The 25986-nt window shown below is 69.9% G+C and carries 24 protein-coding genes; 6 read left to right on the top strand and 18 right to left on the bottom strand.

What is annotated here, in order from left to right; translation table 11 throughout:
* Positions 1-93 precede the first annotated feature (93 nt).
* From ACLJQ7_RS41860 to ACLJQ7_RS41820, 9 genes are all read right to left on the bottom strand, one after another.
* Positions 94-525, bottom strand: coding sequence for an SRPBCC family protein (locus ACLJQ7_RS41860; protein WP_410653735.1), 432 nt, complete (start codon positions 523-525; stop codon positions 94-96).
* A 108-nt stretch (positions 526-633) separates the two neighbouring features.
* Positions 634-1257 (bottom strand): hypothetical protein, encoded by a 624-nt coding sequence (locus ACLJQ7_RS41855; protein WP_410653734.1) that lies wholly within the window; start codon positions 1255-1257, stop codon positions 634-636.
* A gap of 227 nt (positions 1258-1484) precedes the next feature.
* Complete coding sequence (locus tag ACLJQ7_RS41850) at positions 1485-2141, bottom strand: response regulator (protein WP_410653733.1); 657 nt, start codon at positions 2139-2141, stop codon at positions 1485-1487.
* A complete protein-coding gene (locus tag ACLJQ7_RS41845) occupies positions 2120-3190 on the bottom strand; it encodes a histidine kinase (RefSeq protein WP_410653732.1) in 1071 nt (356 codons plus the stop codon). The genes ACLJQ7_RS41850 and ACLJQ7_RS41845 overlap by 22 nt, the downstream gene beginning before the upstream one ends.
* Entirely contained in the window at positions 3183-4286 is a 1104-nt protein-coding gene (locus tag ACLJQ7_RS41840; RefSeq protein WP_410653731.1) for a sensor histidine kinase, read from the bottom strand. The genes ACLJQ7_RS41845 and ACLJQ7_RS41840 overlap by 8 nt, the downstream gene beginning before the upstream one ends.
* An 8-nt stretch (positions 4287-4294) precedes the next feature.
* The gene (locus ACLJQ7_RS41835) at positions 4295-5323 is read right to left on the bottom strand and encodes a hypothetical protein (protein ID WP_410653730.1); all 1029 of its coding nucleotides are present in this window, start codon (positions 5321-5323) and stop codon (positions 4295-4297) included.
* Entirely contained in the window at positions 5320-6219 is a 900-nt protein-coding gene (locus tag ACLJQ7_RS41830) for a TolB family protein (protein WP_410653729.1), read from the bottom strand. The genes ACLJQ7_RS41835 and ACLJQ7_RS41830 overlap by 4 nt, the downstream gene beginning before the upstream one ends.
* Entirely contained in the window at positions 6216-7430 is a 1215-nt protein-coding gene (locus ACLJQ7_RS41825) for an MFS transporter (RefSeq protein ID WP_410653728.1), read from the bottom strand. Before ACLJQ7_RS41825 ends, ACLJQ7_RS41830 begins: the two co-directional genes overlap by 4 nt.
* A 15-nt stretch (positions 7431-7445) precedes the next feature.
* Positions 7446-9569: a metallophosphoesterase gene (locus tag ACLJQ7_RS41820; protein ID WP_410653727.1), complete on the bottom strand. Its 2124-nt coding sequence runs from the start codon at positions 9567-9569 to the stop codon at positions 7446-7448.
* 193 nt (positions 9570-9762) lie between these two features.
* On the opposite strand from ACLJQ7_RS41820, the gene ACLJQ7_RS41815 reads away from it, so the two are divergent.
* The gene (locus tag ACLJQ7_RS41815) at positions 9763-10671 is read left to right on the top strand and encodes a helix-turn-helix domain-containing protein (RefSeq protein WP_410653726.1); all 909 of its coding nucleotides are present in this window, start codon (positions 9763-9765) and stop codon (positions 10669-10671) included.
* Here the strand turns inward: ACLJQ7_RS41815 and ACLJQ7_RS41810 are convergent, their stop codons facing one another.
* Entirely contained in the window at positions 10672-11319 is a 648-nt protein-coding gene (locus ACLJQ7_RS41810) for a TIGR03943 family putative permease subunit (protein WP_410653725.1), read from the bottom strand.
* Positions 11316-12278, bottom strand: a complete 963-nt coding sequence (locus ACLJQ7_RS41805; RefSeq protein WP_410653724.1) for a permease — start codon at positions 12276-12278, stop codon at positions 11316-11318. The genes ACLJQ7_RS41810 and ACLJQ7_RS41805 overlap by 4 nt, the downstream gene beginning before the upstream one ends.
* Positions 12279-12508: 230 nt before the next feature.
* Here ACLJQ7_RS41805 and ACLJQ7_RS41800 point away from each other — a divergent pair, with 230 nt between their 5' ends.
* Complete coding sequence (locus ACLJQ7_RS41800; RefSeq protein ID WP_410653723.1) at positions 12509-13984, top strand: choice-of-anchor A family protein; 1476 nt, start codon at positions 12509-12511, stop codon at positions 13982-13984.
* Here ACLJQ7_RS41800 and ACLJQ7_RS41795 read toward each other — a convergent pair.
* Positions 13981-14859 carry a DUF2268 domain-containing protein gene (locus ACLJQ7_RS41795; protein WP_410653722.1) on the bottom strand — a complete coding sequence of 293 codons (879 nt, stop codon included), beginning with the start codon at positions 14857-14859 and terminating at the stop codon, positions 13981-13983. The genes ACLJQ7_RS41800 and ACLJQ7_RS41795 overlap by 4 nt on opposite strands.
* Positions 14860-15101: 242 nt before the next feature.
* Here ACLJQ7_RS41795 and ACLJQ7_RS41790 point away from each other — a divergent pair, with 242 nt between their 5' ends.
* A complete protein-coding gene (locus ACLJQ7_RS41790) occupies positions 15102-15995 on the top strand; it encodes a hypothetical protein (RefSeq protein ID WP_410653721.1) in 894 nt (297 codons plus the stop codon).
* Here the strand turns inward: ACLJQ7_RS41790 and ACLJQ7_RS41785 are convergent.
* Together ACLJQ7_RS41785 and ACLJQ7_RS41780 are read right to left on the bottom strand one after the other, a co-directional pair.
* Entirely contained in the window at positions 15992-16663 is a 672-nt protein-coding gene (locus tag ACLJQ7_RS41785) for a GntR family transcriptional regulator (protein ID WP_410653720.1), read from the bottom strand. The two genes, ACLJQ7_RS41790 and ACLJQ7_RS41785, sit on opposite strands and share 4 nt — an antisense overlap.
* Positions 16660-18093 carry an aldehyde dehydrogenase family protein gene (locus ACLJQ7_RS41780; RefSeq protein ID WP_410653719.1) on the bottom strand — a complete coding sequence of 478 codons (1434 nt, stop codon included), beginning with the start codon at positions 18091-18093 and terminating at the stop codon, positions 16660-16662. The genes ACLJQ7_RS41785 and ACLJQ7_RS41780 overlap by 4 nt, the downstream gene beginning before the upstream one ends.
* A 137-nt stretch (positions 18094-18230) precedes the next feature.
* On the opposite strand from ACLJQ7_RS41780, the gene ACLJQ7_RS41775 reads away from it, so the two are divergent.
* The gene (locus ACLJQ7_RS41775; protein ID WP_410653718.1) at positions 18231-19676 is read left to right on the top strand and encodes a GMC family oxidoreductase; all 1446 of its coding nucleotides are present in this window, start codon (positions 18231-18233) and stop codon (positions 19674-19676) included.
* Here the strand turns inward: ACLJQ7_RS41775 and ACLJQ7_RS41770 are convergent.
* Genes ACLJQ7_RS41770 through ACLJQ7_RS41760 form a run of 3 tightly spaced genes read right to left on the bottom strand, consistent with a single transcriptional unit; the run spans position 19660 to position 22651 of the window.
* Positions 19660-20583 carry an alpha/beta hydrolase gene (locus tag ACLJQ7_RS41770; protein WP_410653717.1) on the bottom strand — a complete coding sequence of 308 codons (924 nt, stop codon included), beginning with the start codon at positions 20581-20583 and terminating at the stop codon, positions 19660-19662. The two genes, ACLJQ7_RS41775 and ACLJQ7_RS41770, sit on opposite strands and share 17 nt — an antisense overlap.
* A complete protein-coding gene (locus tag ACLJQ7_RS41765) occupies positions 20580-21539 on the bottom strand; it encodes an aldo/keto reductase (RefSeq protein WP_410653716.1) in 960 nt (319 codons plus the stop codon). The genes ACLJQ7_RS41770 and ACLJQ7_RS41765 overlap by 4 nt, the downstream gene beginning before the upstream one ends.
* Positions 21540-21547: 8 nt before the next feature.
* Positions 21548-22651 carry a zinc-binding dehydrogenase gene (locus ACLJQ7_RS41760; RefSeq protein ID WP_410653715.1) on the bottom strand — a complete coding sequence of 368 codons (1104 nt, stop codon included), beginning with the start codon at positions 22649-22651 and terminating at the stop codon, positions 21548-21550.
* A 50-nt stretch (positions 22652-22701) separates the two neighbouring features.
* Here ACLJQ7_RS41760 and ACLJQ7_RS41755 point away from each other — a divergent pair, with 50 nt between their 5' ends.
* On the top strand, positions 22702-24081 hold the full coding sequence (locus ACLJQ7_RS41755; RefSeq protein WP_410653714.1) for an amidohydrolase: 1380 nt from the start codon (positions 22702-22704) through the stop codon (positions 24079-24081).
* Here ACLJQ7_RS41755 and ACLJQ7_RS41750 read toward each other — a convergent pair.
* Positions 23998-24714: an SDR family NAD(P)-dependent oxidoreductase gene (locus ACLJQ7_RS41750; protein ID WP_125678827.1), complete on the bottom strand. Its 717-nt coding sequence runs from the start codon at positions 24712-24714 to the stop codon at positions 23998-24000. The genes ACLJQ7_RS41755 and ACLJQ7_RS41750 overlap by 84 nt on opposite strands.
* A gap of 69 nt (positions 24715-24783) precedes the next feature.
* Between ACLJQ7_RS41750 and ACLJQ7_RS41745 the strand changes: the two genes are divergently transcribed.
* A complete protein-coding gene (locus ACLJQ7_RS41745; RefSeq protein WP_410653713.1) occupies positions 24784-25725 on the top strand; it encodes an aldo/keto reductase in 942 nt (313 codons plus the stop codon).
* The last annotated feature ends 261 nt before the right edge of the window (positions 25726-25986 follow it).

The following is a 25986-nucleotide window of genomic DNA, read 5'->3' as shown; positions in this document are numbered from 1 at the left end:
CGGAGCAGTGGGTGAGTTGCGAAAGCCACTTTCGCAACCTTCAACGTTGCGAAAGTGGCTTTCGCAACGTCGGTGGAGGCCATGAGCGAGCCGTCAAAGCGCTTCGAGCGTCGCCTTCATCGCCGGCACGAGTTCGTCGCCCATTTTCTCGAACTCCCGCTTGAGGAACGGATCCGCGAGTTTCGCCAGCCCGTGGAATTCGATGGTGGCGTCGTAGCTGACGGTCGTCGTGCCGGCTTCTTCGGAGATCGTCAGGTCGTCGGTGGACGTGGCGGTCTTGTTGCTGCCGACGAACACGATCCGGCCCGGCTCGAGTCGCTCGAGACGATAGGACAGCTCGGTCTTCTTGCCGCGGAACTCGGACACGTTGTGCCACCGCGCCCCGACGGCGATCGGGCCGGTGTCGGCGCGGGTGCACGACACGGTGCCGGGGTCCCACGACTCGGCGTGCGCGAAATCCCGCAGGTAGTCGACGACGGTCTGGGCGGGGGTTCGGACGGTGATCGTCCGGTGCACGTGGACCACACGGCAACGGTACGCACGCCCAGTGGTCCCCGCAGCGTGAGCCGAAGCGCGTGAAGGCCCCCTTCCCTCGACTCAGTCGAGGGAAGGGGGCCTTCACGCGCTACGGGGCTACTTCTTCCAGACGATCGGGTCGTCCTTGTACCCGTCACCGTCGTTGAAGGTCGCGCCGCCGACCTCGCCGCCGTCCCTGATGGCCTGGAGTTCGCAGGTCTCGTAAGTCGCGCCGGCGGTCTTGAAGTCCTTCTTCGCGGACTCGGACTGGCAGCTCGAGGTCTCGCCGGTGATGATCACGCCGGTGCTCTTGTTGTTCGGGCCGACCGCGCGCAGGCTGACCGTGCTGTAGGTGAGGTCCGTGCCGCCGACGTTCTCCACGGTCAAGCGGATGTACACCGGCGTCATGCCCTTGGCCTTCTCGCCGTAGGAGGCGAGGTCTTCCTTCGGCCCGAGTTCGATCGCCTTGACGGTGATCGCGATGGTGCCGGACTTGTCCTTGCCGTACTTGAACGGGACGACGGCGCGCTCGCCGACCTTCAGTTCGCTGCCGGGCGCGGTGGCGTCCGCGTTCGAGACCGGGACCGTGCCGCTGGTCGCGGGCGAGGACGAGGGAGCCGATGTCGGTGCGGGCGACGGGGCGGGAGCGGGAGTGCCTGCTTCCTCTTTGCCGCCGCAGGCGGACAGCAGCAGCACGGCGGCGCAGCCGGCGGCGGACAGGGCGATGCGGTCGAACTTCATGGATCTCCTCGGACTCCCCGCCGAATCCTGCTCCGGCGTTCTCGCCACGCACCGTAATCGACGACGGAGTAAGGCGGTGTGGGCCATTCGCACCACGAGAGGTCACGAAACGGTTACGCTGTTCAGCTCAATGGGGCGTCGTCCACTTTTCCGGGTCCCGGCGTGCTCGTCACGCACCGTAGCCGCAACCCGTGGCGGCTTCTGTGGCCCGTTCGCACCACACCTGATCACAAATCGCTTACGCCGATCAGCCCGTCCTGGATGGCCCGCGCGACGAGCGCGGCCTTCGTCGGGGCCTCCCTGCCGATCTGGGCGTACTTGACCCGGATCCGCTCGAGATGCGAGTTGACGGTGTTCGGCGAGATCCCCAGCCGGTGCGCGACGAAGTCCTTCGACTCGGACTGGAACCACTCGATGAGCACTTCGGTCTCACGCGCGGAGAGGGCGGGACGCCGCTCCGAGCGGTCCCCGGCCATCGCGCCCGCCAGTGACGGCGGCGTGTACGACCGGTCGGCCGCCGCCGCGCGCACGGCTTCGAGGAGGTGTTCCGCGCCTTCGGCTTTGGTGAGGTAGCTGAGCGCGCCGAGTTCGAGACACTGCAAGACCGTCTCGTCGTCGTCCCGCATCGAGTAGACGATGACACGGCGGCCCGCTTCGGTGAGCCGCCGCAGATCGCCCATCGCCGGGGTCGTGCTGTTCAGATGCAGATCGAGGATGACGACGTCGGCCTGCGCGCCCTCGCCGATCCACGCGGCCCGCACGTCTTCACCCTCGGCCACGACGGTGACCGGCGGGGTGCCGGACGACAGCCAGTGCACGACCCCGGCCCGTACGGCCGGATGGTCGTCGACGACCACCGCGGTCAGTTCGGTCGCGAACGCCATTTCGCCTCCATCCACGATCGTTCCGCCAGTGCGTGCCATTCGACGTCGACGGCGCCCGATCCGTTCGCCGCCGGCCCGGGTTCACCGTCCGTGATCGCGGCGACGCGGATCCCGTCGCCGGTGCGCAGGACGCTCACCCTGGCCTGCGTCCTCGCGGCGGCCAGCGCGGTCATCAGCGGAGCGGTCAGTTCGCGGCGGACGGAGGTGGGGACAGGCGTCGCTTCACCGCTGACCGCCAGTGTCACCGCCAAGCCCCGCCGCTCGGCGAGATCGACGCAGGCCGAGACTTCGTGCAGCAACGGGTCGGGAACATCGTCGTTCTCCGCGAACAGCCGCCGCAGTTGCGTGGCGGCGAGCGCGCAACGCTGCCGGACGATGTCGTCACGCGGGTCCAGGGTGCGGTCGGCCAGTCCGGCCAGCAGCGGCAGGGTGGCGCCGAGCTGCCCGGCGAACCGGCTCCGCTGGTCGGCCTCCCGCTGCTGGGCGAGCGCTTTGCGGTGGGCCTGCCGGTCGCGTTCGGCCGAAGCCTCCGCCGCTTCGCCCGACCGCCGGTTGACGACCCTGATCAACGCCAGCGTCGCGGCCTGGAAGGCGAGCACACTGAGCCCGGCGATCACCACGCTGCCGATCTCGCCGCGATCGGTGGGCGCGGCGCCGATCTGCCGGACGAAGGTGAGCGTCATCTGGAGGACGAGCGCGGCCATCGCGACCGCGGGGCGGTCCAGCAACAGGACCAGCAGATGCCAGCCCGCGAGGCCGGACGCCCAGTCCTCGTCGCCGAGGAGCCGGTCCGGGGGCAGGGTCCAGATGGCGACCGCGGAGGCGGCGAGGACCACGATCGCGCCCACGAGCGCGACCGGCCAGGGGACCGGCTTCCAGCGCAGCACCCACCACGCCGCGACGACGAGCACACCGGCCAGCGCGGCGAACGCGATCCGGCCAGGGGTGTCGTCCAGCCGGGTCAGGCTGAGCCCGAGCTGGATCGCCGCCGTCGCGAGCAGTACCGCGATCCGGCAGCCGCCGAGCACCCGGTCCGCGGTCTCATTCATGCGGCCACACCAGTTCCACCGTGGTCCCCGCACCGGGCGCGGAGGTCACCTCGGCCCGGCCGCCCGCCGCGGCCATGCGTTCGACGAGCGAGCCCCGGACACCTCGCCGCTGCGCCGGGGTCTTCGCCGGGTCGAAACCGCGGCCTTCGTCCCGGACGGTCACGCGCACCCCGTCTTCCACCGTCAGGCGGGCCTCGCCGACACCCGCGTGGCGGTCGACGTTCACCAGCGCCTCGCGCACGGCACGGACCAGCGCGAGCGCCGCCGACGCCGGGATCGGCGCGACCGGAGACCAGCGCGTCTCGACCTTCACCGGGCTCTGCGCGAGCACGCCGCGCAACGAGGTCTCGAGGTCGACGACGCTGCCGGGACCGGATTCGCCGGTGAGGATCGCGAGATCGCGGCGCGCGTATCCGGCGACCTCGGACGGCTCCGTCGTTTCGCCGCGCTGGGCCACGGTGAGAAACGTGGCCGCCGCCGTGTCGTGCAGGACGGCCAGATACTCGCGTTCCTGCTGTCGTCGTTGCACGGCAAGGGATTCCTCCCGGGTCAGCCGGGCCCGGCGCTCGCGCAGATCGTCGATCCGGCGCGTCGTCCGCGACAGCAGGACGAAGGCGACCCTGGCGAGGGTGGCCTCGATCAGCACTCGCACCACCACCGACAAACCGTCCTCGAAGCCGAGAGGCACCACCTCGATCGCCAGCAGGCAGGCGACGGCGGGCACGGTGACCTTCGGCGGCCATTCCCATTGGAGGGTGATCGCGGTGATGGTGAGGACGTTGAGCGCCCACTGGTTCAGCTCGGCCGCTTCGGGCGCGGTCAGGAACTGGGTGCCGCCGATCGCCGCGGCGCGCACCAGCGTCAGCACGAACGCCACCGGCCTGCCGCGGCCCGTCTTCCCCACGAGGTGCTCGGCCGCGGCGGTGATCAGCGCCAGCGCGAGCAGTCCGAAGGCGAGGGGGAGTGCCCCGGACGGCGTGGCGAGCACCCCGAAGACACTGATCACCAGCAGCCCGGCGCCCCTGGCCGGCCCGGCGAACCGGCCGACCACCCGCGAGAACTCCGCTTCGACGGAGGTCTCACGATCGGACGGCACGGCAGCAGTCAAGCAGATGCCTTGAGCGTGCGCAGGTCCAGTACCCGCCAGGTCAGGGACTCGTTCCCGCCGTCGGACCACCAGACGAACGGCCCTCGCGCCAGGACGGTACCGAACTCCGCGGCCAGGTCGGCCATCCGGCCGGTGGCGGTGTCGTAGAGGGCGAGCACGCCGCGGTCGTCGTCGGCCACCACCGCGTACCGGTCGAGCAGGACGACGTCGCCGAACGCGGGCCGGATCCCCTTCCCGCCGACCCGTCTTCGCTCGGATCCGTCGGGTCTCATGAGGTCGAACCGCGCCGTCCCGCTCTGGCGCAGAACCTGGACCCGGCACCAGGAAGGTGTGCAGTCGACCAGTTCGACGCTCTGCCCGTCGACCTTCGTGACGCGGCCGTCGCGGAGGTCCACGAGTTCCGACGGTCCCGCCTGCTCGACCGCCGCCGCCGTCGCGAAGGGCCATGCGGTGAGCGCGTACTCGCCGGGCAGCGGAACCCGCGTCACCGGGCCGCCGGACAACGCCACCGTCCGCACCTCGGTGGCCTCGCCCCGCACGGCCGCCCAGCCGGCCTTGCCGTCGTGGACGACGAGGTCGTACTGGGAGTCCAGGAGCACGACCCGCCCGGTGTCGGCGGTGACGGGGACCGGGTCCTCACCGTGCGGCCCGGCCCGCCACAGTGTTCCCGTCCCGGTGATGTCGGACAATTCCAGCCACACCAGGGCTTCCGGGGAGACGGCGAGCACGAACCGGGGCGAGCCCGACGGCGGGACTTCGCGGAGCACGCGATCTCCCACCATGAGCCGGACGGCGTCGTTCGTCCGCGTCACCCCGGCGGGGATGCCGGAATCGAGGAACGCCAGCGGGGTGTAGGGAGCGCCGGTGACCGCGTTCGCGGTGATCCGGGCGTCGGGCCAGACGTCGGTGACCGAGGGGACGGTGGGCACCTCGGCCTCCGGGGCGGGCCCGGGCAGGGCCACCACGACGACGGCCGCCAGCGCGGCGAGTGCCAGACCCGGGAGGGTGCAGTCGCGCGGGATCACCGCACCACCGCGGGGGAGGAAGCACCCGAGCGGAGGAGCGCGGGCGTTCCGGTGCCGTCGGCGGGTACCGCGTAGATCGCCTTGTCCCGGCCGTAGGCGACGGTCCGGTCGTCGAGCCACTGCGGCTGGTCGTCCAGATGCGCGGGGTCGGCGAGCGGGACGTCGAGGCCGTCGGCGAGGCGGAGCACGTGCAGCCGCCACCGGGCGCCGTCACGGAACTTGTAGGCGACGCGCGTGCCGTCGGGGGAGAGCGACGGGCATTCGACGTCGCGCCGCAAGGAAGTCAGTGTCCTGGTGCGCAGATCGCCGCGGATCAGCCAGGTGCCACCCGCGGATCTGGCGGTGGCGTAGAACGTCAGATCGTCCCTGGCGAAGGTCACTCCCCAGTAGTTCAGGTCCGCGGCCGGGTACGGCTTTCCGTCCACGGTGAGCGCGAAGTCCTCCAGCGAGCCGTGGTGGTTTCCTGTCGCCAGGTCGAAGATCCCGGCGGTGGTGGAGAACGTGCCCGCCCCGCCCAGATAGGAGTCACCGGAGCGGAACACCGTCCAGCCCACCAGCCGCCCGGACGGGGAGACCCGGACCCGGGACGGCAGTCCCCATTCCGAGATCAGCCGGGGTTCGGCGCCGGGTTTCGTGACGAGCAGCTCGGCCTGGTCCGGTACCGCCGTCGCGCGCAGGCACGCCATGGTGCCCGCGGCGACGTCCACCCGCTGACAGGAGGGGCCGACGCGGTCGTCCTGCCGGACCCGGCCCGACTCGTCCACGTACAGCAGGCCGCCGCGCGCGAGGTCCAGCTGCTGCTCGGCCGCCGCGTCGCCGGTGCGAAGCCCGACGAACACCGCCCCGGCCGCCACGGTCAGCACGACCGCCGCGACACCCACCCAGGTCCGCTTCATTTGATCCTCGTTCCGGCCAGTACCGACACCAGCAGCACCACGGCGAACATCGCGAACGCGGGCCGCAACGCCGTCCCGGCGGCGAGCGCGCCGAATAGGACCGCCCCCGTCGCCCTGGCCAGCGCTTGTCCTGTTTGGACGATCGCGAGACCGGTGGCCCGCAAAGGCTCCGGTACCAGCGGTGCCGCGTGCGCCATCAGGACGCCGTCCGTGCACGCGTAGAACGCCCCGTGCGCCGCCAGGACGACCGCCGCGACGAGCCATCCGCTCGCCGATGCGGCGAGGACGACGTACGCGGCGAGCAGGACGACGTGGCCGGCGAGGAACACCTTCCATCGGCCGAGCCGGTCCGCGAGCCGTCCGACCGGGGAAGCCAGGGCCATGAAGGTCAACGCCGTCGCCAAGGGCAGCAAGGGAAGTGCCCCGGGTGGCAATCCGGCGGATCGCTGCACACCGACGAACAGGAACATGTCGCCGACCGTGCAGACGCCCAGAAGCGCCGCGGCAAGGCAGGTGCCGCGGAGCCCCGGTTGCCGCAGCAGGGCGAAACCCGCTCGTAGCCGCACGCGTGACCGTTCGACCGTCCCGGCGGGGGCACGGACGAACACGGCCAGCACGATCACCGCGATCACGGCGAGGCAGAAACTCACCCCGAACACCGCCGGATAGTCGCCGACGAGCAGGGTCAGCAGGCCGAACGCGACGATCGGCCCGAGCAGCGCGCCCGCCGTGTCCATCGCCCGATGCACGCCGAACGCGCGGCCAAGGCCGTCGGCGGGGGTGGCGAGGGTGATCATCGCGTCCCGCGGCGCGGTGCGGATGCCCTTGCCCGCGCGATCGGCCCCGATCACCAGGCCGATCGCGCCGAGCGAGGACCCGGCCGCGGGGAAGGCGAGTTTGGTCGCCGCCGAAAGGCCGTAGCCCACCAGGGCCACGGCCTTCGGACGGCCGAGGCGGTCGGCGAAGTAGCCGCCCGCCAGCCGCAGCAGCGCCGTCGCGCCGGTGTAGAGCCCGTCGATCGCACCCAGTTGCAGGTAACCGACGCCGAGCCCGTACACGAGGTAGAGCGGCAGCACGGCGGTGACCATCTCGGCGGACACGTCCGTGATCAGGCTGACCACGCCCAGACCGATGACGGTGCTCGGCACCGCGTGCTTGGCGCGGCCTCCCGGCCGGGCCGGGTCGGCGGAACGGATCGTGGAGAGGTACATGTCCGCCTTCCCCGGCTACGCGGTGACGCGCACGTCGTCGACCGCGGATTCCCACAGTGACGCGGTGCTCCCGTCGGCCGCCTCGACCAGCAGGCGCACACCGCGCCCGGCGAAGGACGACAGGTCGGCCGTGGCGGTCTGCCAGACGCCCGCGACTTCCGTGGCGGAGCCGAGTTTCTCGAACACCGTCGTCGGCGTGGTGCCGTCGAGCACGCGGATCCGCAGGTGGTCGGCGGAGGTGGCGTTGTCGCCGTGCGCGAAGGTGTAGGAGAACGTCAGCTTCCCGCCCGCCGGCACGGTGAACGACGGGGAGGCCATCGACGACCCGCCGCCGTCGAGGTCGTTGACGCCGTACGCCGATCCGGCGAGCCGCCCGGTGACCAGGCAGTTCGCGCCGCTGGTCGTGTCGCCGCGCTGTTTGATCTGGTTGCTGTGGGTCGAAGTGGTCTGCTCCGGATCACCCCGTTCCCACTTGCCCGAAGTGGCGGTGTCCGCCCCGGCGGCGTTGAGCCGCCAGCCCTTGTCGGTCTCGAAGTCGTCCGAGAACGCCTCACCGCCTGCCGAACCGACGCTCACCGTGACCTTCGCGGTCTGGGTCGTGGAGCCCGACGACCCGGTGACCGTGGCGGTCGCCGAGCCGGCCGCGGTGTCCGACGCGGTCAAGGTCAGCGTCGCCGTCGCGCTGCCGTCGGCGGGCGGGGTGACCGACGACGGCGAGATCGTGCCGGTCACTCCCGAAGGCAGGCCCGAAACCGAAAGAGCGGTCGCGGAGCTGAAGCCGCCGGTGCTGCCGACGTTCACCGTCACCGACGCCTTCTCGCCCGGTTTCACCGACACCGACGACGGGCTTGCGCCGACGGAGAAGGCGGGGGAGGAGACGCCCTTCTTGCATTTGCCGGTCGCGGTGTCGGTGAAGGTGCGGCCCGATACCGGCACGAAGTCACTGCGGTAGTCCGTCGCGCTCAGTGTCAGCTTCCCGACGCCGAAGGTGTTGGTGTTGCCCGCTTCCTGCACGGCGGCCGACGACTGGTCGAAGTTGTAGTAGCCCCGGCCGCCGGTACCGATCAGCAGTTCGCGGACGCCGTTCACGTCGTCGCGGGTACCGTCCGGCCGCGACGGCGCGTACCGCTGGTAGTTGTGGTCGTGGCCGACGACTATCAAGTCCGCCTTCGCGTTGTAGAGCGCTTGGAAGAAGGGCGTCACCGAGGGGTCGTCACCGTGGGTGCCGCGGCTGAACCGCGGGTGGTGGAAGAACGCGGCCGTGCACGGTTTGGTGCTCGCCGCCAGGTCGTTCTTCAGCCAGGTCTCCTGAGTGGAGCCCGCGCTCCGGCTGATGTTGGAGTTGAGCGCGACGAAATGCCAATCGCCGACGTCGAAGCTGTAGTAGCCCTTGCCCCTTTCACCGGCGCGCGCGCCGAAATAGTCGAAGTAACCCGACGCACCGGAGGTGTTGTACTCGTGGTTGCCCGGCGTCGGATAGGTGATGGATTTGAACTGCCCGTAGTGGGGGTCGTAAGTGTTCTTGTATTCGGAGAGCGTGCCCGAGTTGTAAGCGTTGTCCCCGGCCAGGATGAGCGCCTGCGGGTTCATGTTCTTGATCAGCGGCGCGGTCTGGTTGCACGAAGATCCGCAGACGTCGCCGACCGCCGCCACGGTCGTGGTCGCCGCGGCGAGCGGCTGGTTTCCGGCTTGGTAGGCGTCGATGGCGAAGCGGCTGGCGGGGTCGGACAGCGCGGCCGAGACGCGCACGCAGTCACCTTCGAACGCCCGGGTGTGGAACGCCTTGCCCGGCCAGTTCCGCGCGGTGAGCGTGTACGCGCCCGCGCGGCTGCCGGTGAGCGTCACCGAGTCCTCGCCGCGCAGCGAAAGTTCCGTGAACCGGACTCGCAGCCACTGTGCGCCGGGTGCGCAGACGGAGCGGGTGGCCATGGTGGAGGCGTCGGCACCGGAGACCGACGCGGTGCCCGTGGTGACCCCGGCCTCGGTCAGTTGCGGAACCTGATCGGCCACTTCCGGCACGGCGGGTGGCGCGGCTCCGCCCGCTTGGGGTTGCGCGGCGACCAGGAAGGCCCCGGCCGCGAGCGTGGTGGTCGCGACGGCCAGCGTCCGGCGACGCCATCGTCTTGTGCTTGAGCGCATGGGAAATCATCCTCTTCGGTCATCGGCGGGAGGACGTGCGAGTCGTCGGGGATTCGGGATTCTTCCGACGATTCCGACCCTAATCCCGGCCGGAGGAGGGTCAACGAAAAGTCGCCGGGCGGCTGGATAACTCTGAACGGGGCCCGGTTCACCCGACGAAAGTCGGGCGTTCCGGACGGTACGCTGCGCCTTCATGACGAGTCTCGCTCCGGCGGAATTCGGTGCCGCACTGCGCGCCGCGATCGAACGCAGCGGGCTGAGTCTCAGCGAGATCAGCCGCCGATTGCGCGCGCAGGACACGCCGGTCAGCATCAGCGCGCTGAGCTATTGGCAGAATGGCGAAAACCGGCCGGAACGGGCCAGTTCACTCGCCGCGGTGACCGCGCTGGAGACCATTCTCGGCCAGCCTCCGGAAACGCTGACCGGATTGCTCGGCCCGCGGCGCCCCCGCGGCCGCTGGACGAGCCGCGCCGGCGACGCCCTGCCCTACGACCAGGTGTGGCGGCGGCCGGAAGAAGTGGTGCGCGCACTGGCCAAAATGGACGCGACGCCGGACGAACTCGATACACCGCACCGGATTTCACAGAACGTGTGCTACCGCGTGGACGGGCACGGGCACCAGGAATCGATCCGGGTCCGGCGGCTCGTCCGCGCCGATCACGACGGCACCTCGCGGTTCGTGTTCGTGAGCCGGTGCTCCAGTATCACGCAACCGCCGCTGGTCATGTTCACCGAAGGCTGCCGCCCGGCGCGGTTCCGCGCGGACGTCCCGTCGTCCACCTGCGTCTTCGAATTCGCGCTCGACCGGACCTTGGCCGCGGGCGAACTGGCCTCGGTGGAGTTCGGGGTCCGGTTCCCGCCGGGACAGACCAACCGGCACGCGCAGATCGCGCTCTACCGGCCCGCGCGGGACATCGTCGTGCAGCTCGCGTTCGACCCCGCACGACTGCCGAAACGCTGCACCGCGTACTTCCAGCCGCGCAGCGGGCAGCCACGCGAGGAACGCGGCGAAGCGAAGTTCGACAGGGAGACCAGCACTTTCCAGTTCATCACCCTCGACCCGCTCCCCGGCCAGTACGGGATCCAATGGAGCTGGGCCTGACTATTCGTAAGGACGTTCGGGCGCGGCCACCGGTACGACGTTTTCGACCTTCAGGAACGGGATGCGTTCGCCGTTGACGTCGTCCACCACGGATCCCGGCCGGAACGTGCCGGTGACCTCGATCCAGGTGTCAGGCGCGCTCGGAACCTGACCGTCCAGCACGACCTTCACCGGCCGTCCGTCCGCGGCGCAGCAGGTCAGGATCATCCGGACGAGCAGGGTCGCGCCGTCCGGGCCGTCGGCGGTGAAACCGGTGAGCACGACCCGTCTCGCACCGAGGGACCGTCCCTCGTCGAACACCGCGCGGGAGGCGTAATCCAGGACGGTCACCTTCACCGGGTCGCCGTCGGGCAGGGCCGGATATTCGTCGGATCGGGTCAGCACCGTGCCCGCGTTGCCCGCCGCGTAGCTGCCGAGCGGCTGCGGGGCGACCAGCAGCAACGCGAGGACCGGAAGCGGGAGCAGCCAGGCCACTTTCGGATGACGATGACGATTCGTCGCCGCCAGCACGAGGACCAGGAGACCGGACGCGAGCAGGAACGGCCACAGCCCTTCCTTGACATAGCGCAGGTATTGGCCGGTCAGGCAGACCTTGACCACGGCCGTGCCCAGCAGGAGCAGCACGACGGTCGCGGCGGTCCGGTTCACCAGAGCACCGTCCCGGTCACGACCGCGCAGCCGAGTGCGACGACGAACGTGGCGGGCGCGAAGCGGGTGGCGAACCGCCTGCCGAAGGTGCCGGCCTGCATGGCGAACAGCTTCAGGTCGACCATTGGCCCGACCACGAGGAACGCCAGCCGGGCGGTGAGGGAGAACTGGCTCAGCGAGGCGGCGACGAAGGCGTCCGCTTCGCTGCAGATCGACAACAGGACCGCCAGCAGGGACAGCGCGAGGACCCCGAGCACCGGATGGTCCGCGACGGCCTGGAGCCAGCGGCCGGGGATCAGGACGTTGAGCGTCGCGGCCGCCATGGCGCCGATGACCAGGAACCCGCCCGCGTGCACCAGGTCGTGTCCCGCCGCGCCGGTGAACGCCCGCCAGCGCGGGCCGTCGTGGGCGTGCGCGGGCAGCTTGATCCATTCCGTCCGGCCGAGGCCGAGCCACAGCCAGCCCATCACGACCGAGGCGGCGAGCCCGGCCGCCGCCCTGGCGAAGACCATCGACGGCTGATCCGGGAACGCGATCGCCGTGGCGGCCAGCACGACCGGATTGAGGGCGGGGGCGGCGAGCAGGAACGCCAGCGCCGCGGCCGGGGTGACCCCCTTGCGCACCAAGGCCCCGGCGACCGGGACCGAACCGCATTCGCAACCCGGCAGCACCATTCCGGTCGCCGCGGCCGCGGGAACCGCGAGTGCCGGATTTTTCGGAAGGGCTTTCGCGAAGAATTCCCGCGGCACGAAGACCGCGATCGCGGCGGAAAGGGTCACCCCGAACGTGAGGAAAGGAACGGCCTGGAGCACGATCGAAACGAAGACCGTCGTCCAGGTCTGCACGACGGGCGTGCCGAGGAGGTCGTCGAGCGGACCTCGGACCAGCAGGACGAGAACGAGAAGACCCGCGAGAACTTCCACCGAGCCGGTGCGCCTGCCCACTCCGGTGTCCGTCATGTGGCGAACCTCCCATCATCCGGCAGAACTCTAGGGATTTCGCGTTCCACCTGGAATTCCCTTGTCTGGACAACGCTGGACGGCCACGAACGGGGTGGGTCATCCGCCTCGCCCGGTCGGGGGTATTTCCGTATTCCGATTGTGTTCGGACGGTCGATGGGCACAAGAATCGCCGCATGCGTGCAAGGCGGTTCGCCTCTCTTTCTGCCGGTGCCGCCGCGGTGGTTTGCGTGGCGGCGCTCGTGATCACCGACGGCGCGGTCGCCGCCCCTTTGCCGGGCGGCCTGGGACCGTGTGTCGGACCGGCCTGTCCCGATGTGTACCCACCGGTGAACAACAAGGATTACGCGGGCCGGGACAACGGCATCAACGTCTACGTCGGCGGTGAATTCCAGGTACGGGAAGCCGCCGCGGAAGCCGAAGGGCGGGTCGTCGTCCTCGGTGATTTCGACATGGCGAAGCGAGCGGGCGCGTCCGCCGTCTACAACGTCGGCATCGCGGGTGTCGGATCCCGCGTCCCGCCACCCGACGGCGCCGACTTCCTGACCACCGGTGGGAACGTCAGTGTCGCGGCGGACCAGCGGCTGCTCGCCGACGGGGGCGTCGTCCGGCACGCGGGGACCGTCACCGGGACGGTGACCGGCAAGCTCGAGAAGGACCCCGACGCGGCGAAACCGTATCTGGGCCTGCGCGACGATCTTCGAGTGGCGAGCAAGTGCTACGCGCGGGAAGGCACCACGCCGCGTCCGGCCACGGGCACGGCGGTCAACCAGGGTTACCGCACCCTGTTCACCGGGGACGGGAAATCCGCGCTGCAGGTGTTCACCGTGGACTTCGACCTGACCGGCGCCACCGGCGGTATGCAGGGGATCGAATTCGCGGGTATCCCGGCGGGGGCGACGATCCTGGTCAACATCGTGGGAGCCGCCCGGACGATCAACACTTACACCGGCGACCTCGACGACCGGGATCCGCTGAACAAGCTGCGCGAGCGGCTCCTGTGGAACTTCCCGGACGCCACCGCGGTGAAGATCGCCGGAGGCGCCCAGTTCCAGGGGAGTGTGCTGATCGGTGAGCCCGGGAGCACCGCGACCGTCACCGCCTCCGGGATGAACGGCCGCTTCTTCACCACGGGCTCGCTGGTGCACACTTCCGAGGCGACCGGCGGTGGCGGGCAGGAGTTCCACGCCTATCCGTTCACCGGTGATCTGCCCGAATGCGGCAGCACGCCCACCACGACGCCGAGCAGTTCCACGTCCCCGTCGTCCTCTTCGTCGAGTTCCACTACGACGAGCAGCACGACCACGACCAGCACCACGTCGACCAGCCCGACTTCGGCCACTTCCACGTCGACAGCCCCGACCTCACCGACGCCGACCTCGACCACTTCGTCGAGCCCGACGAGCACCAGCTCGACGTCGACCGGTTCCTCCAGCAGCACGACGTCGTCGAGCCCGACGAGCAGCTCCACGTCGTCGCCGGGCTCGAGCAGCAGCACCACCACGACCCCGGGTCCCGGGGTCACGGTGACCACGACGCCCGGGCAGCCGGGCGCGACCGCGCCGGGTGGGGGCCCGTCCGACAGCGGCCCGCTGGCCTCGACCGGCAGCGAGATCCGGGGCCTGCTGGTCGCCGGCCTGTTCCTGCTGCTCGTCGGTGGCGCGCTGGTGGCGCTCACGATCCGGTCGAGGCGCCGCGAGTCCTAGCCCAGAGCGGTGTCGAGGACGTCGCGGCGGTCCGCCAGCAGGGCCTCCGCGGCGGTCCGGCCCGTCGCGGCCAGATAGGCGTCGACTAGCCGGTTGCCGACCGCGTACCCGGCGCCGGTCGGCAAGCCGACGGGTGTGGCGCCGTAGCGGGCGGCGGTCTCGTCGCCGTGCACCCACGCCGTGAAGTTCTGCATGCCGGTGATCTCCAGCCCGGAGACGACCTTCGCGAACACGGCGTCGTCGTGCAGATGCGGCACACCGATGCGGGCATAGCCGAGTTCGTCGCCGTACAACTGGCGGGCGAACGCGTCGGCCAGCCCCTCGGACACGATCTGCTCGCCGACGGTGACCGTCGCCGGGTCCCAGATCACCCCGCCGGGGCTGTAGCGCAGGTTGTGGTTCAGCTCGTGGACCGCCGTGGCCTCCAGCCGCGCCAGATTCTCCGGATACGGCCAGAAGTTGAGGTAGATGTAGCCGGACACGCTGCCGTTCGCCGTCATCCCCAGATTCGGGCCCAGGTAATGCTCGTCGCCGGGATCACCCAGCACGGTGAGGACGGTGATGTCCGGGACCGTCAGCCCGGGTGTGGCGGCGAGCTGGATGGTGACGGCGTCGTCGAGCGCCCGCTGGATCCGGTTCCAGGCGTCCGCTTCGTGGAGGGTTTCGAGGGCAACGAGGCAGCGTTCCTCGTCGCGGTCGAGCGGGAACCCGGAACCCATCGCGTGCATCGCGACGAGATCCACCTCGCCGGGGAAGTAGCGGTACATCCCGGCGGCGGGTTCGACCATCGCCTTGAGCCTCGCGGCGCGGTCCGCCCGCGGCGCGCGCAGGATCGCTCGCATAGCGGGGTAGGTGTCGAGCACGGTGATCGTCATGGGAGCGACGGTAAAGGCTCCAGTGGGTGGAGACTCAAGTCAGGGACGACCTCGCCCTGCACCCGCAGTCGAAGCGGCGGCCGATCCGGTGAGCCCGGCCGTGCACGAGAGGACGGCGGCAAGAGCGAGCGCTTCGATCGCATGGACCGATTCTGGCCTTCCGCGCTAACGTGACGACCCTGAGCCCGGACCAGGGAGAATCCCGGATGCCCCGGCCGCCGCCCGCTTCTAGCGTCGTGATCATGATCCGACGGATACTCCTGACGGTGCTCGCCGGCGCGGCGGTCCTGCTCGTGCCCTGGACCGTCTACCTCGCGCACACCTTGCCCGACCGGTACGACACCGGGCAGTGGCGTGCGGCGTGGGTCGGGTTCGACGTCGCTCTTCTGCTCTGCTTCGCGGCCGGTGCGTGGCTGGGGATGCGTCGCCGCCGGGCGGCCGTGCCGCTGCTGTCGGCCACGGCCGCGATGTTGTGCTGTGACGCGTGGTTCGACGTCATGCTGGGTTGGACGTCGGCCGAACGGTGGGCCAGTGTCGCGCTCGCCGTCTTCGTCGAGATCCCGGTCGCCGTGGTACTGGCCTTCGCCGCGCGGAGGCTGTTGAGTGACGCGTTGCCGCGGCGATCGGTCACCTTGCGGGACATCGAGATGCGGGAGAATCCGCGATACCAGCGGGTGACGCGTGAGCTTCCCGGCGACACGGAGGCGGTCGCGCGCCGAACGGGGCTGGAGCGCGCCGAAGTCGCCGAATGCCTGAACACTTTGCGCGACAACGGTTTCGTTCACCGCGACCGGAAAGGGAACTGGATCGCGATCCCGCAAGACCTGCGTGAGCCGCGGCCGGAGGACTACGACGGCGCGGATCGGGAACGGGTCGCGGCGTTCCTCGACGCGAAGTACGCGGACGAGGTCGCCCTGCTGTCCTGGGCCGCGGCGCACCGCGACGAGTTCGGCCCGTGGTCGACGGCCCAGCGGACCTCGACGAGCCTGACCGAGGTGGAGTTTCGTGAGCTGGACGCGGAGTACCGCGAGCTGATCACGCGGTACTGCCGGCGTCGTCATCGTCCGGTGGAGGGTGAAAAGGAACTTTCCGTGCGCTTCTACGCTTTTCCGCCGCCGGGGACCGTCCCGGCCTAGGGGTGCCGCCAGGCCAGGAACGTCTCCAAAGTGGTCAACCGGTGTTCACGCACGGCCAGTTCGATCTCCCCGGCAGGCGCGTTCCGATCGAACAGGTCGAGGATCTTCTGGTGCTCCTGCACGGATTCGTGCGCGCGGCCGGGGACGAAACTGAACGTCGACGTGCGCAGCCCGGCCAGCCGGTTCCAGCCGCGGTTGACCAGGTCGAGTACCTGCGGATTGGGGCAGGTGCCGAACAGGACGCGGTGGAAGTCGCGGTTCAGCGCGGTGAACCGCGACGGCTCGAAGTTGTCGAGACACGCCGTGAGTTCCGCGTTGAGTCCCTTGGCCTCGTCGAGCGCCTCGCCGGGCAGGGACGGCGCCGCCAGCGCGGCGGCGTAGCCCTCGACCAGCGCGAGCGTCTGCATGGTGTGCTGATAGTCGCTCTCGTCGGCCATGGCGACCTGTGCGCCGATGTTGTGCTCGTAGGTCACCAGGCCCTCGGCCTCCAGCCGCCGGACCGCCTCGCGCACCGGCACGGTGCTGACCCCGAGTTCCTGTGCGATCTGCCCGAACACGAGGCGGTAGCCGGGGGAGAAGGTGCCGTCGTCGATGCGCGCCTTGATCCAGTGGTAGGCGATCTGCGACTTGCTCTTCGCGGTCCCGTTCACCGCGTCGCCCGTGGTCACGAGTAGTGCAGCCAGACGGATTTGATCTCGGTGTACGCGTCGATCGCCCACGGCCCCATCTCGCGGCCCCAGCCGGAGGCCTTGTAGCCGCCCCACGGCGCGGCCATGTCGGGGATCGACGGCATGTTGACGAACACCGCGCCCGCTCGGATGCCGTTGGCGAACCGTTGTGCGACACCCAGATCGCGGGTCCACACCGTCGCGGCGAGCCCGTATTCGGTGTCGTTCGCCCGTGCCAGCAGTTCGTCCGGATCGTCATAGGCGGTGACGGCGAGGACCGGTCCGAAGATCTCCTCGCGCATGATCGTCATGTCGTCGGCGACACCGGCGAACAACGTCGGCGAGTAGAAGTAGCCGTCGCGGTCGACCGGCTTGCCACCGGTGACCAGTTCCGCGCCCTGCTCGTTCCCGGTCGAGACGAGGAAGTCCACGTGCTCGCGGTGTTTCGCGGACACGAGGGGACCTAGCTGGGTGGATTCGTCCAGTCCGGGCCCGATCTTGAGGCCTTCGAGCCCGGCGGCGAGTTTCGCGACGAACTCCTGCTCGCGCTTGCGGTCCACGAAGAACCGGGTGTACGCGGCACAGACCTGCCCGCTGTTCAGCGTCGCGCCCGCGAGGTTGCCCGCGACGGCGGCGTCGATGTCCGCGTCGTCGGAAATGATGCTGGGTGCCTTGCCGCCGAGTTCGAGGGTGAGGCGTTTGAGGTTCGACTCCGCGCTCGCCGCCGTGATCAGCTTCCCGACCGCGGTGGACCCGGTGTAGGACAGGTGGTCGACGTCGTCGTGCCTGCTCAGGAGCGCGCCGACGGCGCCGTCACCGGTGACCAGGTTGACCACCCCCGGCGGGAACCCGGCCTCGTGCACGAGCTCCACCAGCCGGATGCTGGTCAGCGGGGTGACCTCGCTGGGCTTGATCACCACGGTGTTGCCGGTGGCCAGTGCGGGCGCGAGCTTCCACACCAGGATCATCAGCGGGAAGTTCCACGGCGTGATCAGCGCGTTCACCCCGACCGGCTCACGGCGGGTGTAGTGCAGCGTGTCCGGGAAGGAGACCGGGTTGGTGGTGCCCTGGATCTTGGTCACCCAGCCCGCGAAGTACCGGATGTGCTCCGCCGCGCCGGTGACGCTGACCTGGCGCGAGATGCCGATCGGCTGGCCCTGGTCGCGCGTCTCGAGCGCGGCCAGCTCCTCGTGGTGCTCGTCGACCAGCGACGCCAGCTTGAACATGAGCGCGGCCCGCTGGACCGGCAGCAGCCCCGCCCAGGCGGGGTCGTTCAATGCCTTCCGCGCGGCACCGACGGCGGCGTCGACGTCGGCCGCCGACGCGGTGCCGACCTCCTCGATCACCTGGCCGGTGGCCGGATCGTACGTCGGCAGCGACCCGCCTCCCGCGGCGGTCCACTGTCCGTCGATGAACAGGCGTGTGGCCATGGCTGGCTCCCCTCGACCGGTGTGTGATCGAGTATCGGGCGCCACGAGCTCTCCGGTCTTGCCCGCCAGGGCACGCCGATTGTCGGCCAGCGAACCGAATCCGCCGGGCGCCGTCGCGCCTTGCGAGGGTGGTGGACATGGACGTCATCGTGGTGGGAGCGGGTTCGGCCGGTTCGGTGGTCGCCAGGCGACTGGCCGATTCCGGGGCGTGGGTCACGCTGCTCGAAGCGGGCGGGCCGGACACCAATCCGGCCATTCACGACCCTTCGCGGGCCGGAGAGCTGTGGCACGGCCCGGAGGACTGGGACCACTACACCGTGCCGCAGCCGCACGCGGCGAACCGGCGGCTGCACCTGCCGCGCGGCAAGGTGCTCGGCGGGTCGCATTCGCTGAACGCGATGATCTGGGTGCGCGGCGCCCCGGCCGACTACGACGGCTGGGATCTGCCCGGCTGGCGGTGGGGCGACGTGCGACCGGTGTTCGAGCGGATCGAGAAGGACCTGCTCGACGTCGTGCCGAACGAGCCGTTGCATCCGATCCAGCAGTCCATTGTGGACGCTGCCGTGCAGATCGGCCTGCCGTTCAACCCGGACTACAACGGCGACGACCTCGACGGCGTGTCGGTGCAGCGTGTCACCACACGCGATGGCAAACGGCTCAACACCTGGCTCGCCTACGGGCGACCCGCGGCCGAGCGGATGACCGTCCACACGGGAGCCCTCGTCCACCGGCTGCTCTTCGAGGGCGACAGGGTGACCGGCGTGCTGGCCGAGGTCGACGGCGAGCTGCGCAAGGTCTTCGCCGACGAGGTCGTGCTCGCCGCCGGCGCGCTGGCGTCTCCCGCGATCCTGCTGCGCAGTGGGGTCGGGCCGGTCGACGAGCTGGAGGTGCACGGTATCGACGTCGTCGCGGAGCTGCCGGGCGTCGGGAAGAACCTGCATGACCATCTGCTGTCGCCGGTCATCTTCGCGACCGATCGTCGTCAGGTCGATCCGCCCGCGCCCGGCCGCTCGGTCACGCAGACCCATCTGTTCTGGCGCAGCCGCCCCGGTCTGGAGGTACCCGACACCCAGCCGATCCACTTCAGCGTGCCGATGTACGAGTCCTGGATGACCGGCCCGGAGACCGGGTTCTCGCTGATGGCGGGCATGGTCACGCCGCGCAGCCGGGGCAGTCTCCGGCTTTCGGGGCCGAGCCCGCTCGATGAGCCGCTGATCGACCTCGCCGCGCTGGAGGATCCGGCCGACTTCGAGAGCCTGGTCGCGTCGGTGGAACAGTGCCGGGAGATCGGCCGCGCGTCCGCGCTGGCCGACGACTGGGGTGCCCGTGAGCTGTATCCGGGGCCGGACGCCGACGTCCGCGAGTACGTCCGGCTGACCGCGATCACCTACCACCACCAGGTCGGGACGTGCCGGATGGGCACCGACGCGGATTCCGTGGTCGACCCGGAGCTCGCCGTGCACGGGATCGGCGGGCTGCGGATCGCCGACGCGTCGGTGCTGCCGCGGGTGACCACGGGCAACACCAACGCGCCGGCGGTACTGGTCGGCGAGCAGGCCGCCCGGTTCATCCTCGGCCGATAGTGCGGCGCAGCCAGGAGGCCCGGGCGGCGAGCGCGGCCCGGGTCACCTCGCTGTCCGGGGCGATCCGGTCGAAGCCGTGGTACGCGCCCGCCCAGACGTGCAGTTCGGTGGGCACGCCCGCCTGCCAGAGCCGTCGCGCGTACTCGACGTCCTCGTCGCGGAAGATTTCGGCCGCGCCGACCTCGATGAAGGCGGGCGGGAGTCCGGTGAGCTCGGTCGCGATGGCCGGCACGGCGTACGGCGAGGTCTGTCCATTCAGGAGCGATCGCCAGCCGAACTCGTTGGCCGCGCGGCCCCACACTCCGCGCTCGGCGAATTCCATTGTGGACGCCGAGTCGTTGCGGCTATCGATCATCGGGCACAGCAGGAGCTGACCGGCCAGCGCCGGCCCGCCACGATCCCTGGCCAGCAAAGCGATCCCCGCGCCGAGTCCGCCTCCGGCGCTGCCGCCACCGACGATCAGCCTGCCCGGGTCGAAGCCGAGTTCGTCCGCGTGCTCGACCATCCACGTCAAGCCCGCGTAGCAGTCTTCGATCGGCGCCGGATGCGGATGCTCGGGAGCGAGCCGGTAGTCCACGGTCACCGCGACGAAGCCGAATTCCTCGACCAGCGCGACCATCCTGGGCAGATCGGCGAACCGGTCGTCCAGCACCATCCCGCCGCCATGGATGTTGTAGAACCCCGGCGCGTCCTTGGCGCCCCGTGGCTTGACGACCGTGACGACCACGTCGGTGCCGGGGATCTCGCGGTCTTCCCAGACGAGATCCCGGTCGCCGATCGCTTCGGCGCAGGTCGGGTTTCCCTCCGCCAAGGCCCGCCGAATGCCGGCCAGCGACTCGGTGCCCAGCGACGGTCCGGACGGCAGGCCTTCGAGGGCGGCGGCGAGTTCGGGATCGAAGGCCGTCACGGTCCCTCCGGATCGACGACGCCCCGGTCGGCCCAGTATGGCTCGACGAGCTCGCGGAGCCGATCCGCGCCCACGCGCTCGACGAGGTCGACGGCGCCCAGGTTGTCTTCGAGCTGCTGGGTGCTCGTCGCGCCGAAGAGCGTAGTCGTGTTGGCCGGATGGGTGAGGGTGAACGCGAGGCACAGCTGAGCCGGAGTCGCGTCCAGTCCGGCCGCGATCTTCGCCAGTTCTGGGGCGGAGGCGGCGATGCGTTCGCGGATGTCGCCGGGATCGCGCCCGACCTGACGTGCGCCGCTGTTCTTGCCGAGCAGGATCCCGCCTTCGAAGATGTCCGACGACTGGAGTGTGACCCCGAGTTCGCCGAAGACCTTCTCGAAGGGTTCACCGTCCGGAATGGACCGTCGCGCGACGCTGTACTTCAGCTGCGCGATCGCGGGACCGGGCACGTTCTCGGCCGCGGCGAAATCGTGCAGGGCCCGGATCGTGGTGGCGGACCAGTTGTTGACGCCCCACTGCCGGATGAGCCCGGCCTCGCGGAGCCCGTTGAGGTCCAGCACCAACTGGTGCAGATCGGTGTCGTCGCGGCGGAGATCGCCCAGGACCACCAGGTCGGCGTGCTCGACACCGGCGCGGAACAGCGCGTTGTCCAGTTGGCCGCGGAGGTCGTGCTCGGGGTAACCCTCCAGCCAGAGCTTGGCCGAAAGCAGGTAATCGTCGCGACGGAGCCCGGCCGCGCGGACCATCGCAGAGAACAGGACGTCGGTGAAGACCGGTGTGGCGCCGGGGAAACCGTAGACGCCGACGTCGAAAAGCGTGATCCCGGAATCGACGGCGGTGCGGACCAGGTTCACCGCCTCGCGGAAGTCCATCCGGTCGTAGGTGTGCCAGGAACCGAGCGAGAGCACGCCGGTGAGCGGCCCGTCGCGGCCGATCCGGCGCTGGGGGATAACGGACATGGCTTCTCCTAGGGGAGACGGGGATCGATGACGGCTTTGAGTTCGCCGAGCCGCGACATCGACTCGACGCTTTGCGAAGCTTGGGAGAGACCGACGGGCGCGCTGAAAAGGTCATCCCACGGCAGCCGGTCGGCGAACGTGCGGAAGAAGTCCACTGAGCGGTGGTAGTCGGCGATGTCGCCGTTGAGCGAGCCGACGACCGTGAGTTCCTTGCCCATCACGGTGCCCAGCGCCACGGGGGAAGGCGCGGGGCCGGTGGAACCGACGATCGCGACCGTGCCGCGCTGGGCGGCGAAGGCGATGGCCTCTTCACCGATGGTCGGCCCGCCGGCGAAGTCGAAGACGTGGTCGGCGCCCCGGCCACCGGTGAGTTCCTTGACCCTTTCGACGCGGTCTTCGACGGTGCCATCCACAGGGATCGTCGCTGAGGCACCGAAACGCTCGGCGATCTTCAGCCGGTCGGCGGGCCCGCCGATGGCGATCACGGCGCCCGCGCCGGAGATCCGCGCGACCGCGGTGGCGAACACGCCCAGCGCGCCCGCGCCCTGGACCACGACGGTCGCCCCGGGACGGATCCCGCCCGAACGCGAGACGGCCCGCAGCACGGTTTTGCCCGCGCAGCCCGACATCGAAGCCCAAGTGTCCTTGACCTCGTGGGGCAGCAGCAGCTTCGCCGCGCCAGGAGTCACGTAGCAGTACCGCACGAGTCCGCCGGTGGCGTACGGGAAGACATCGGAACGCTGAAGGAACCCGTATCCGCGCTTCTCGCACGCGACCGGTTCACGCAAGATCGTGCAGCCGTAACACTTTCCGCAGGTCGATTCGGACCAGCCGATACGGTCGCCCTCGGCGATCTCGCGGCCGAGCGTGTCGGTCGTGCCCGGCCCGACGGCCACCACCTCGCCGACCATTTCGTGGCCCAGCACCATGGGGAGCATGCCGGGGAAGGTCATCTGACCGGACCAGAGGTGCACGTCGGTGCCACACAGGGTGGTGCAGGTGATCCGGACCAGCGCGGCGCCCGGTTCCGGTTCCTCGGGCAGCGGCAGTTCCCGCAAGGTGAGCGCGGAGCCGTGTTCGGTGAGCACCGCCGCTTCGGTTCTGTTGACCATCTTTTTAGTCTACAGTCGTAGGAGAAAAAGTCCAGATCCTGGAGGAAACCATGCCGTCGCACCATATTCGCCCCGCTTCACTCGTGGTCCGCGGTGGCCCTGTGCTCACCTTCGACCCGGCGGGGACCGTCGTGCGGGCGATGGCGGTGCGCAACGACCGGATCGTCGCCCTCGGCGATGTCGCGCTGGACCACATCGGCCCGGAGACCGAGGTGATCGACCTGGCGGGAAGAACCGTTCTTCCCGGTATCAACGATTCACACCTTCACGCGACGTGGCTCGGCGCCCGGTGGCCGGACACGCTCATCGGCGGTGCCGGATTCAGCGGGGGAGAGGAGAAAACCGTGCGCACCGCGGCCGAACGGCGAGCCGCCATCCTGCGTGCGGGTGACCTGTGCGCGTCGCTGGGCATCACGAGTTACACCGAACCCGGTCTGGGACCCGGCGAGACCGGCTGTTTCGGTGCCGAAGTGCTGGAGGAATACGCGGCGCTGGCCGAGGAAGGACTCCTGCGTGCGAGGGTGACCGCGCTGCGGCTGTTCGGTCTGCTCGACGGTGCCAGTTCGCTCGAGGACTTCCGGCGCGGGCTGGCGACGCCGGCGCCGGCCGCGAATCCGTTGTGGCTCACCGTGCCCGGCGTGAAGATCTTCGCCGACGGCATTCCGCCGATGCGTTCCGCGTGGACGCACCACTGCTACGCCGACGGTTCGCACGGCGCGCTCCTCGTCGACGGCGACGATGATCCGGGTCGCGCGGGCAACCTGGCCGCGATGATCCGCCTAGCCCACGACGCCGGGATGACGGTGGCCGTGCACGCCACGGGGGATCGCAGTATCGAGGCCGCGCTCGGCTCACTTTGCCGTGGCGACCACCTGGTGCACGGCGATCTGGTGACGGTGGATCAGCTCGCGCGAATGGCTTCGGCAGGCGTCGGCCTGACCACTCAGCCCGCGATCGCGGTCGCCATGCGCGGAATGCTGACGGACGCGCTCGGTGCCGAGGTCGGCGCTCGTGCCTGGCCGCTGGCGGACATGCTGGCTTCGGGTGTCCCGCTGACACTGAGCAGTGACGCGCCGGTGGTTACTCCCGACTGGCGGGTGCACCTCGCGGCGGCCGCCCGGATGCTCTCCACGTCCGAAGTGGACTCGGTGTTGATGGCCCGGTTGCTGCGCTGCTACACGGTCGCGGCCGCCGAGCAGGACGGTGCGGTGGCCTGGAAGGGATCGCTGACCATGGGCCGCGTCGCGGACTTCTGCGTGCTGGCCGAGAACCCGCTCGAGGTCGGGTTCGCGGACCTGCCGGACGTCGGCGTCGAACTCACCGTGTCCGGCGGTCGCGTCGTGTACTCAGGTGAGCAGTTGCCCGCCGTCGACCTGGAGGCTGACCCCGGTGAGATGGCCGGCGTCGGCGGAGGCGAGGAACAGGACTGACGGCACCACGTCGGCGACGGAAGCGATGGTACCCAGCGGGATCCTCGCTTCCCACGCCGCGCGGGCGGCGGTGTCGGAGGCGAAACCGGCGGTCATCGGGGTGAGCACCGGACCCGGCGCGACGGCGTTGACGCGGATGCCGTGCGGTGCCAGTTCGAGCGCGGCCGAGCGGGTGAGCGCCTCGACGGCCGCCTTGGTGGCTTCGTAGTGGCCGAGGCCCGGGGTCGGCTGCCGGGCGCCGATGGAGGTGATGTTCACGATGGCGCCCCGGGTGCCCGCTTCCAGCATGTGCGCGCCGACCGCGCGGGTCATCAGGAAGGTGCCGCGGAAGTTCACCCGCATGCACAGGTCGAAGACGCCGATGTCCAGGCCCACCAACGGTCCGCCGCCCCCGGCCAGGCCCGCGTTGTTGACCAGGACCTCCACCGGGCCGAACCGATCGGTGACCAGCGCCAGCGCGGCGTCGACCGATCCGGGGTCGGAGATGTCGAGCTCGACGTGCTCCGCACCGAGTTCGCCCGCCAGGTCGTGCGCCGCGCGGACGTCGACGTCGGCGATGACCACGCGGTCACCCGCGGACTGGAAGGCTTCGGCGACTCCGCGGCCGATGCCACTGGCACCACCGGTCACCACGACTAGTCTCTTGTTCATTCTACGATCGTAGACTAAAAATTGTTTCCGTTGCCAGCGAAAGGAAAACTCGTGGACGAGAAGCAGAACGGGCTGGGCTTCGCCACTTCGGCACTGAGCCTGGGATCCTGGAACACCTGGGACCGCATGGACTTCGACGACGCGGTGCGCCTGCTCCGGTACGCGATCGACTCCGGGATCACGCTCTTCGACGTGGCCCACTACAACATGGGGCCGCATTCGGAGCAGTCGCGCACGGACCTGATCTTCGGCGAGGCAGTCCGCGCCGCCGCAATCAAGCGCGACGAGTACCAGCTGTGCGGGAAACTCTGGCTCTGGGACTACCCGAACACCGGTTTCGCCGAGCAGCTCGCGACCTCGTTCGACCGGGTCGGCGTCGAGCGCGCGGATGCCGTCGTGGTCGGCGATTATTTCGAGCGCCCGGACATCCCGCGGATCGTCACCGAGGTGGCCGACCAGATCCGGCTCGGCCGCTTTGACGTCTGGGGCGTGAACAACTGGCAGGCCGCGGACCTCGACCGGGCACTGGATTTCGCTGCCCGCGAGGGTCTTCCGGCGCCGGCTTTCGCTCAGCTGAAGTACAGCGTCGTGCGCCGCTCGATGGCGGAAGGTCCCTTCTACGGTGCGCATTTCGAGGCGGGGCGGTTGACGTTGCAGGCGTCGGACGTGTTCGAGGGTGGCGTGCTGCTCGGCAAGACCCCGTCGCGGAAGATCGGCGCCGATCCGGGCGGGATCCGGGAGTCGATCCGTGCCGCGGCTACGCGCGTCGCGACTGTCGCCGGGGACTTCGGGGTGAGTCCTTCGCAGCTGGCTCTCGCGTTCTGCCTCGCCTACGCGCCGGTGGCGAACGTGTTGTTCGGCGTGAGCCGTCTCGCGCAACTGGAAGACAACCTGGGTGCTGTCGCGTTGGCGGCTTCCCGGGGTGCCGAGGTGCGGGCGGCCCTGGAGGATCTCTGGCTGGACCGCTCGGTCGCGGCCGACGGAACCTTCTGACCCCCCTTCGCGGCTGCGATGAAGGACGCTTTCATGGCAAATTTTGCGATGAAAGCGTCCTTCATTGCAGCAATGTGAGTGCCGGACCCGAACCTCTGTGGGTGAGCGCCATGAACGGTCCTTTCCTGGCAAATTTTTGCCAGGAAAGGACCGTTCATGGCACCGGTAGTGCCTCGGGGCGGCGATGCGGGAAGGGGCGAGAGGGAGCGTTGCGAAAGCCACTTTCCCAACCTTCAACGTTGCGAAAGTGGCTTTCGCAAC

The sequence above is a fragment of the Amycolatopsis sp. cmx-4-54 genome (genome assembly GCF_046548895.1).
Classification (GTDB): Bacteria; Actinomycetota; Actinomycetes; order Mycobacteriales; family Pseudonocardiaceae; genus Amycolatopsis.
The sequence above is the reverse complement of the archived record's forward strand: the minus strand, read 5'-3'. Positions and strand labels throughout refer to the sequence as shown.

Bases quoted from the DNA above. Each gene is read 5' to 3' on its own strand.
- ACLJQ7_RS41805 (WP_410653724.1), bottom strand. From the start codon at position 12,278: ATGACGGACACCGGAGTGGGCAGGCGCACCGGCTCGGTGGAAGTTCTC.
- ACLJQ7_RS41820 (WP_410653727.1), bottom strand. From the start codon at position 9,569: ATGCGCTCAAGCACAAGACGATGGCGTCGCCGGACGCTGGCCGTCGCG.
- ACLJQ7_RS41815 (WP_410653726.1), top strand. From the start codon at position 9,763: ATGACGAGTCTCGCTCCGGCGGAATTCGGTGCCGCACTGCGCGCCGCG.
- ACLJQ7_RS41795 (WP_410653722.1), bottom strand. From the start codon at position 14,859: ATGACGATCACCGTGCTCGACACCTACCCCGCTATGCGAGCGATCCTG.
- ACLJQ7_RS41845 (WP_410653732.1), bottom strand. From the start codon at position 3,190: ATGAATGAGACCGCGGACCGGGTGCTCGGCGGCTGCCGGATCGCGGTA.
- ACLJQ7_RS41850 (WP_410653733.1), bottom strand. From the start codon at position 2,141: ATGGCGTTCGCGACCGAACTGACCGCGGTGGTCGTCGACGACCATCCG.
- ACLJQ7_RS41790 (WP_410653721.1), top strand. From the start codon at position 15,102: ATGATCCGACGGATACTCCTGACGGTGCTCGCCGGCGCGGCGGTCCTG.
- ACLJQ7_RS41765 (WP_410653716.1), bottom strand. From the start codon at position 21,539: ATGTCCGTTATCCCCCAGCGCCGGATCGGCCGCGACGGGCCGCTCACC.
- ACLJQ7_RS41760 (WP_410653715.1), bottom strand. From the start codon at position 22,651: ATGGTCAACAGAACCGAAGCGGCGGTGCTCACCGAACACGGCTCCGCG.
- ACLJQ7_RS41775 (WP_410653718.1), top strand. From the start codon at position 18,231: ATGGACGTCATCGTGGTGGGAGCGGGTTCGGCCGGTTCGGTGGTCGCC.
- ACLJQ7_RS41780 (WP_410653719.1), bottom strand. From the start codon at position 18,093: ATGGCCACACGCCTGTTCATCGACGGACAGTGGACCGCCGCGGGAGGC.
- ACLJQ7_RS41825 (WP_410653728.1), bottom strand. From the start codon at position 7,430: ATGTACCTCTCCACGATCCGTTCCGCCGACCCGGCCCGGCCGGGAGGC.
- ACLJQ7_RS41830 (WP_410653729.1), bottom strand. From the start codon at position 6,219: ATGAAGCGGACCTGGGTGGGTGTCGCGGCGGTCGTGCTGACCGTGGCG.
- ACLJQ7_RS41755 (WP_410653714.1), top strand. From the start codon at position 22,702: ATGCCGTCGCACCATATTCGCCCCGCTTCACTCGTGGTCCGCGGTGGC.
- ACLJQ7_RS41855 (WP_410653734.1), bottom strand. From the start codon at position 1,257: ATGAAGTTCGACCGCATCGCCCTGTCCGCCGCCGGCTGCGCCGCCGTG.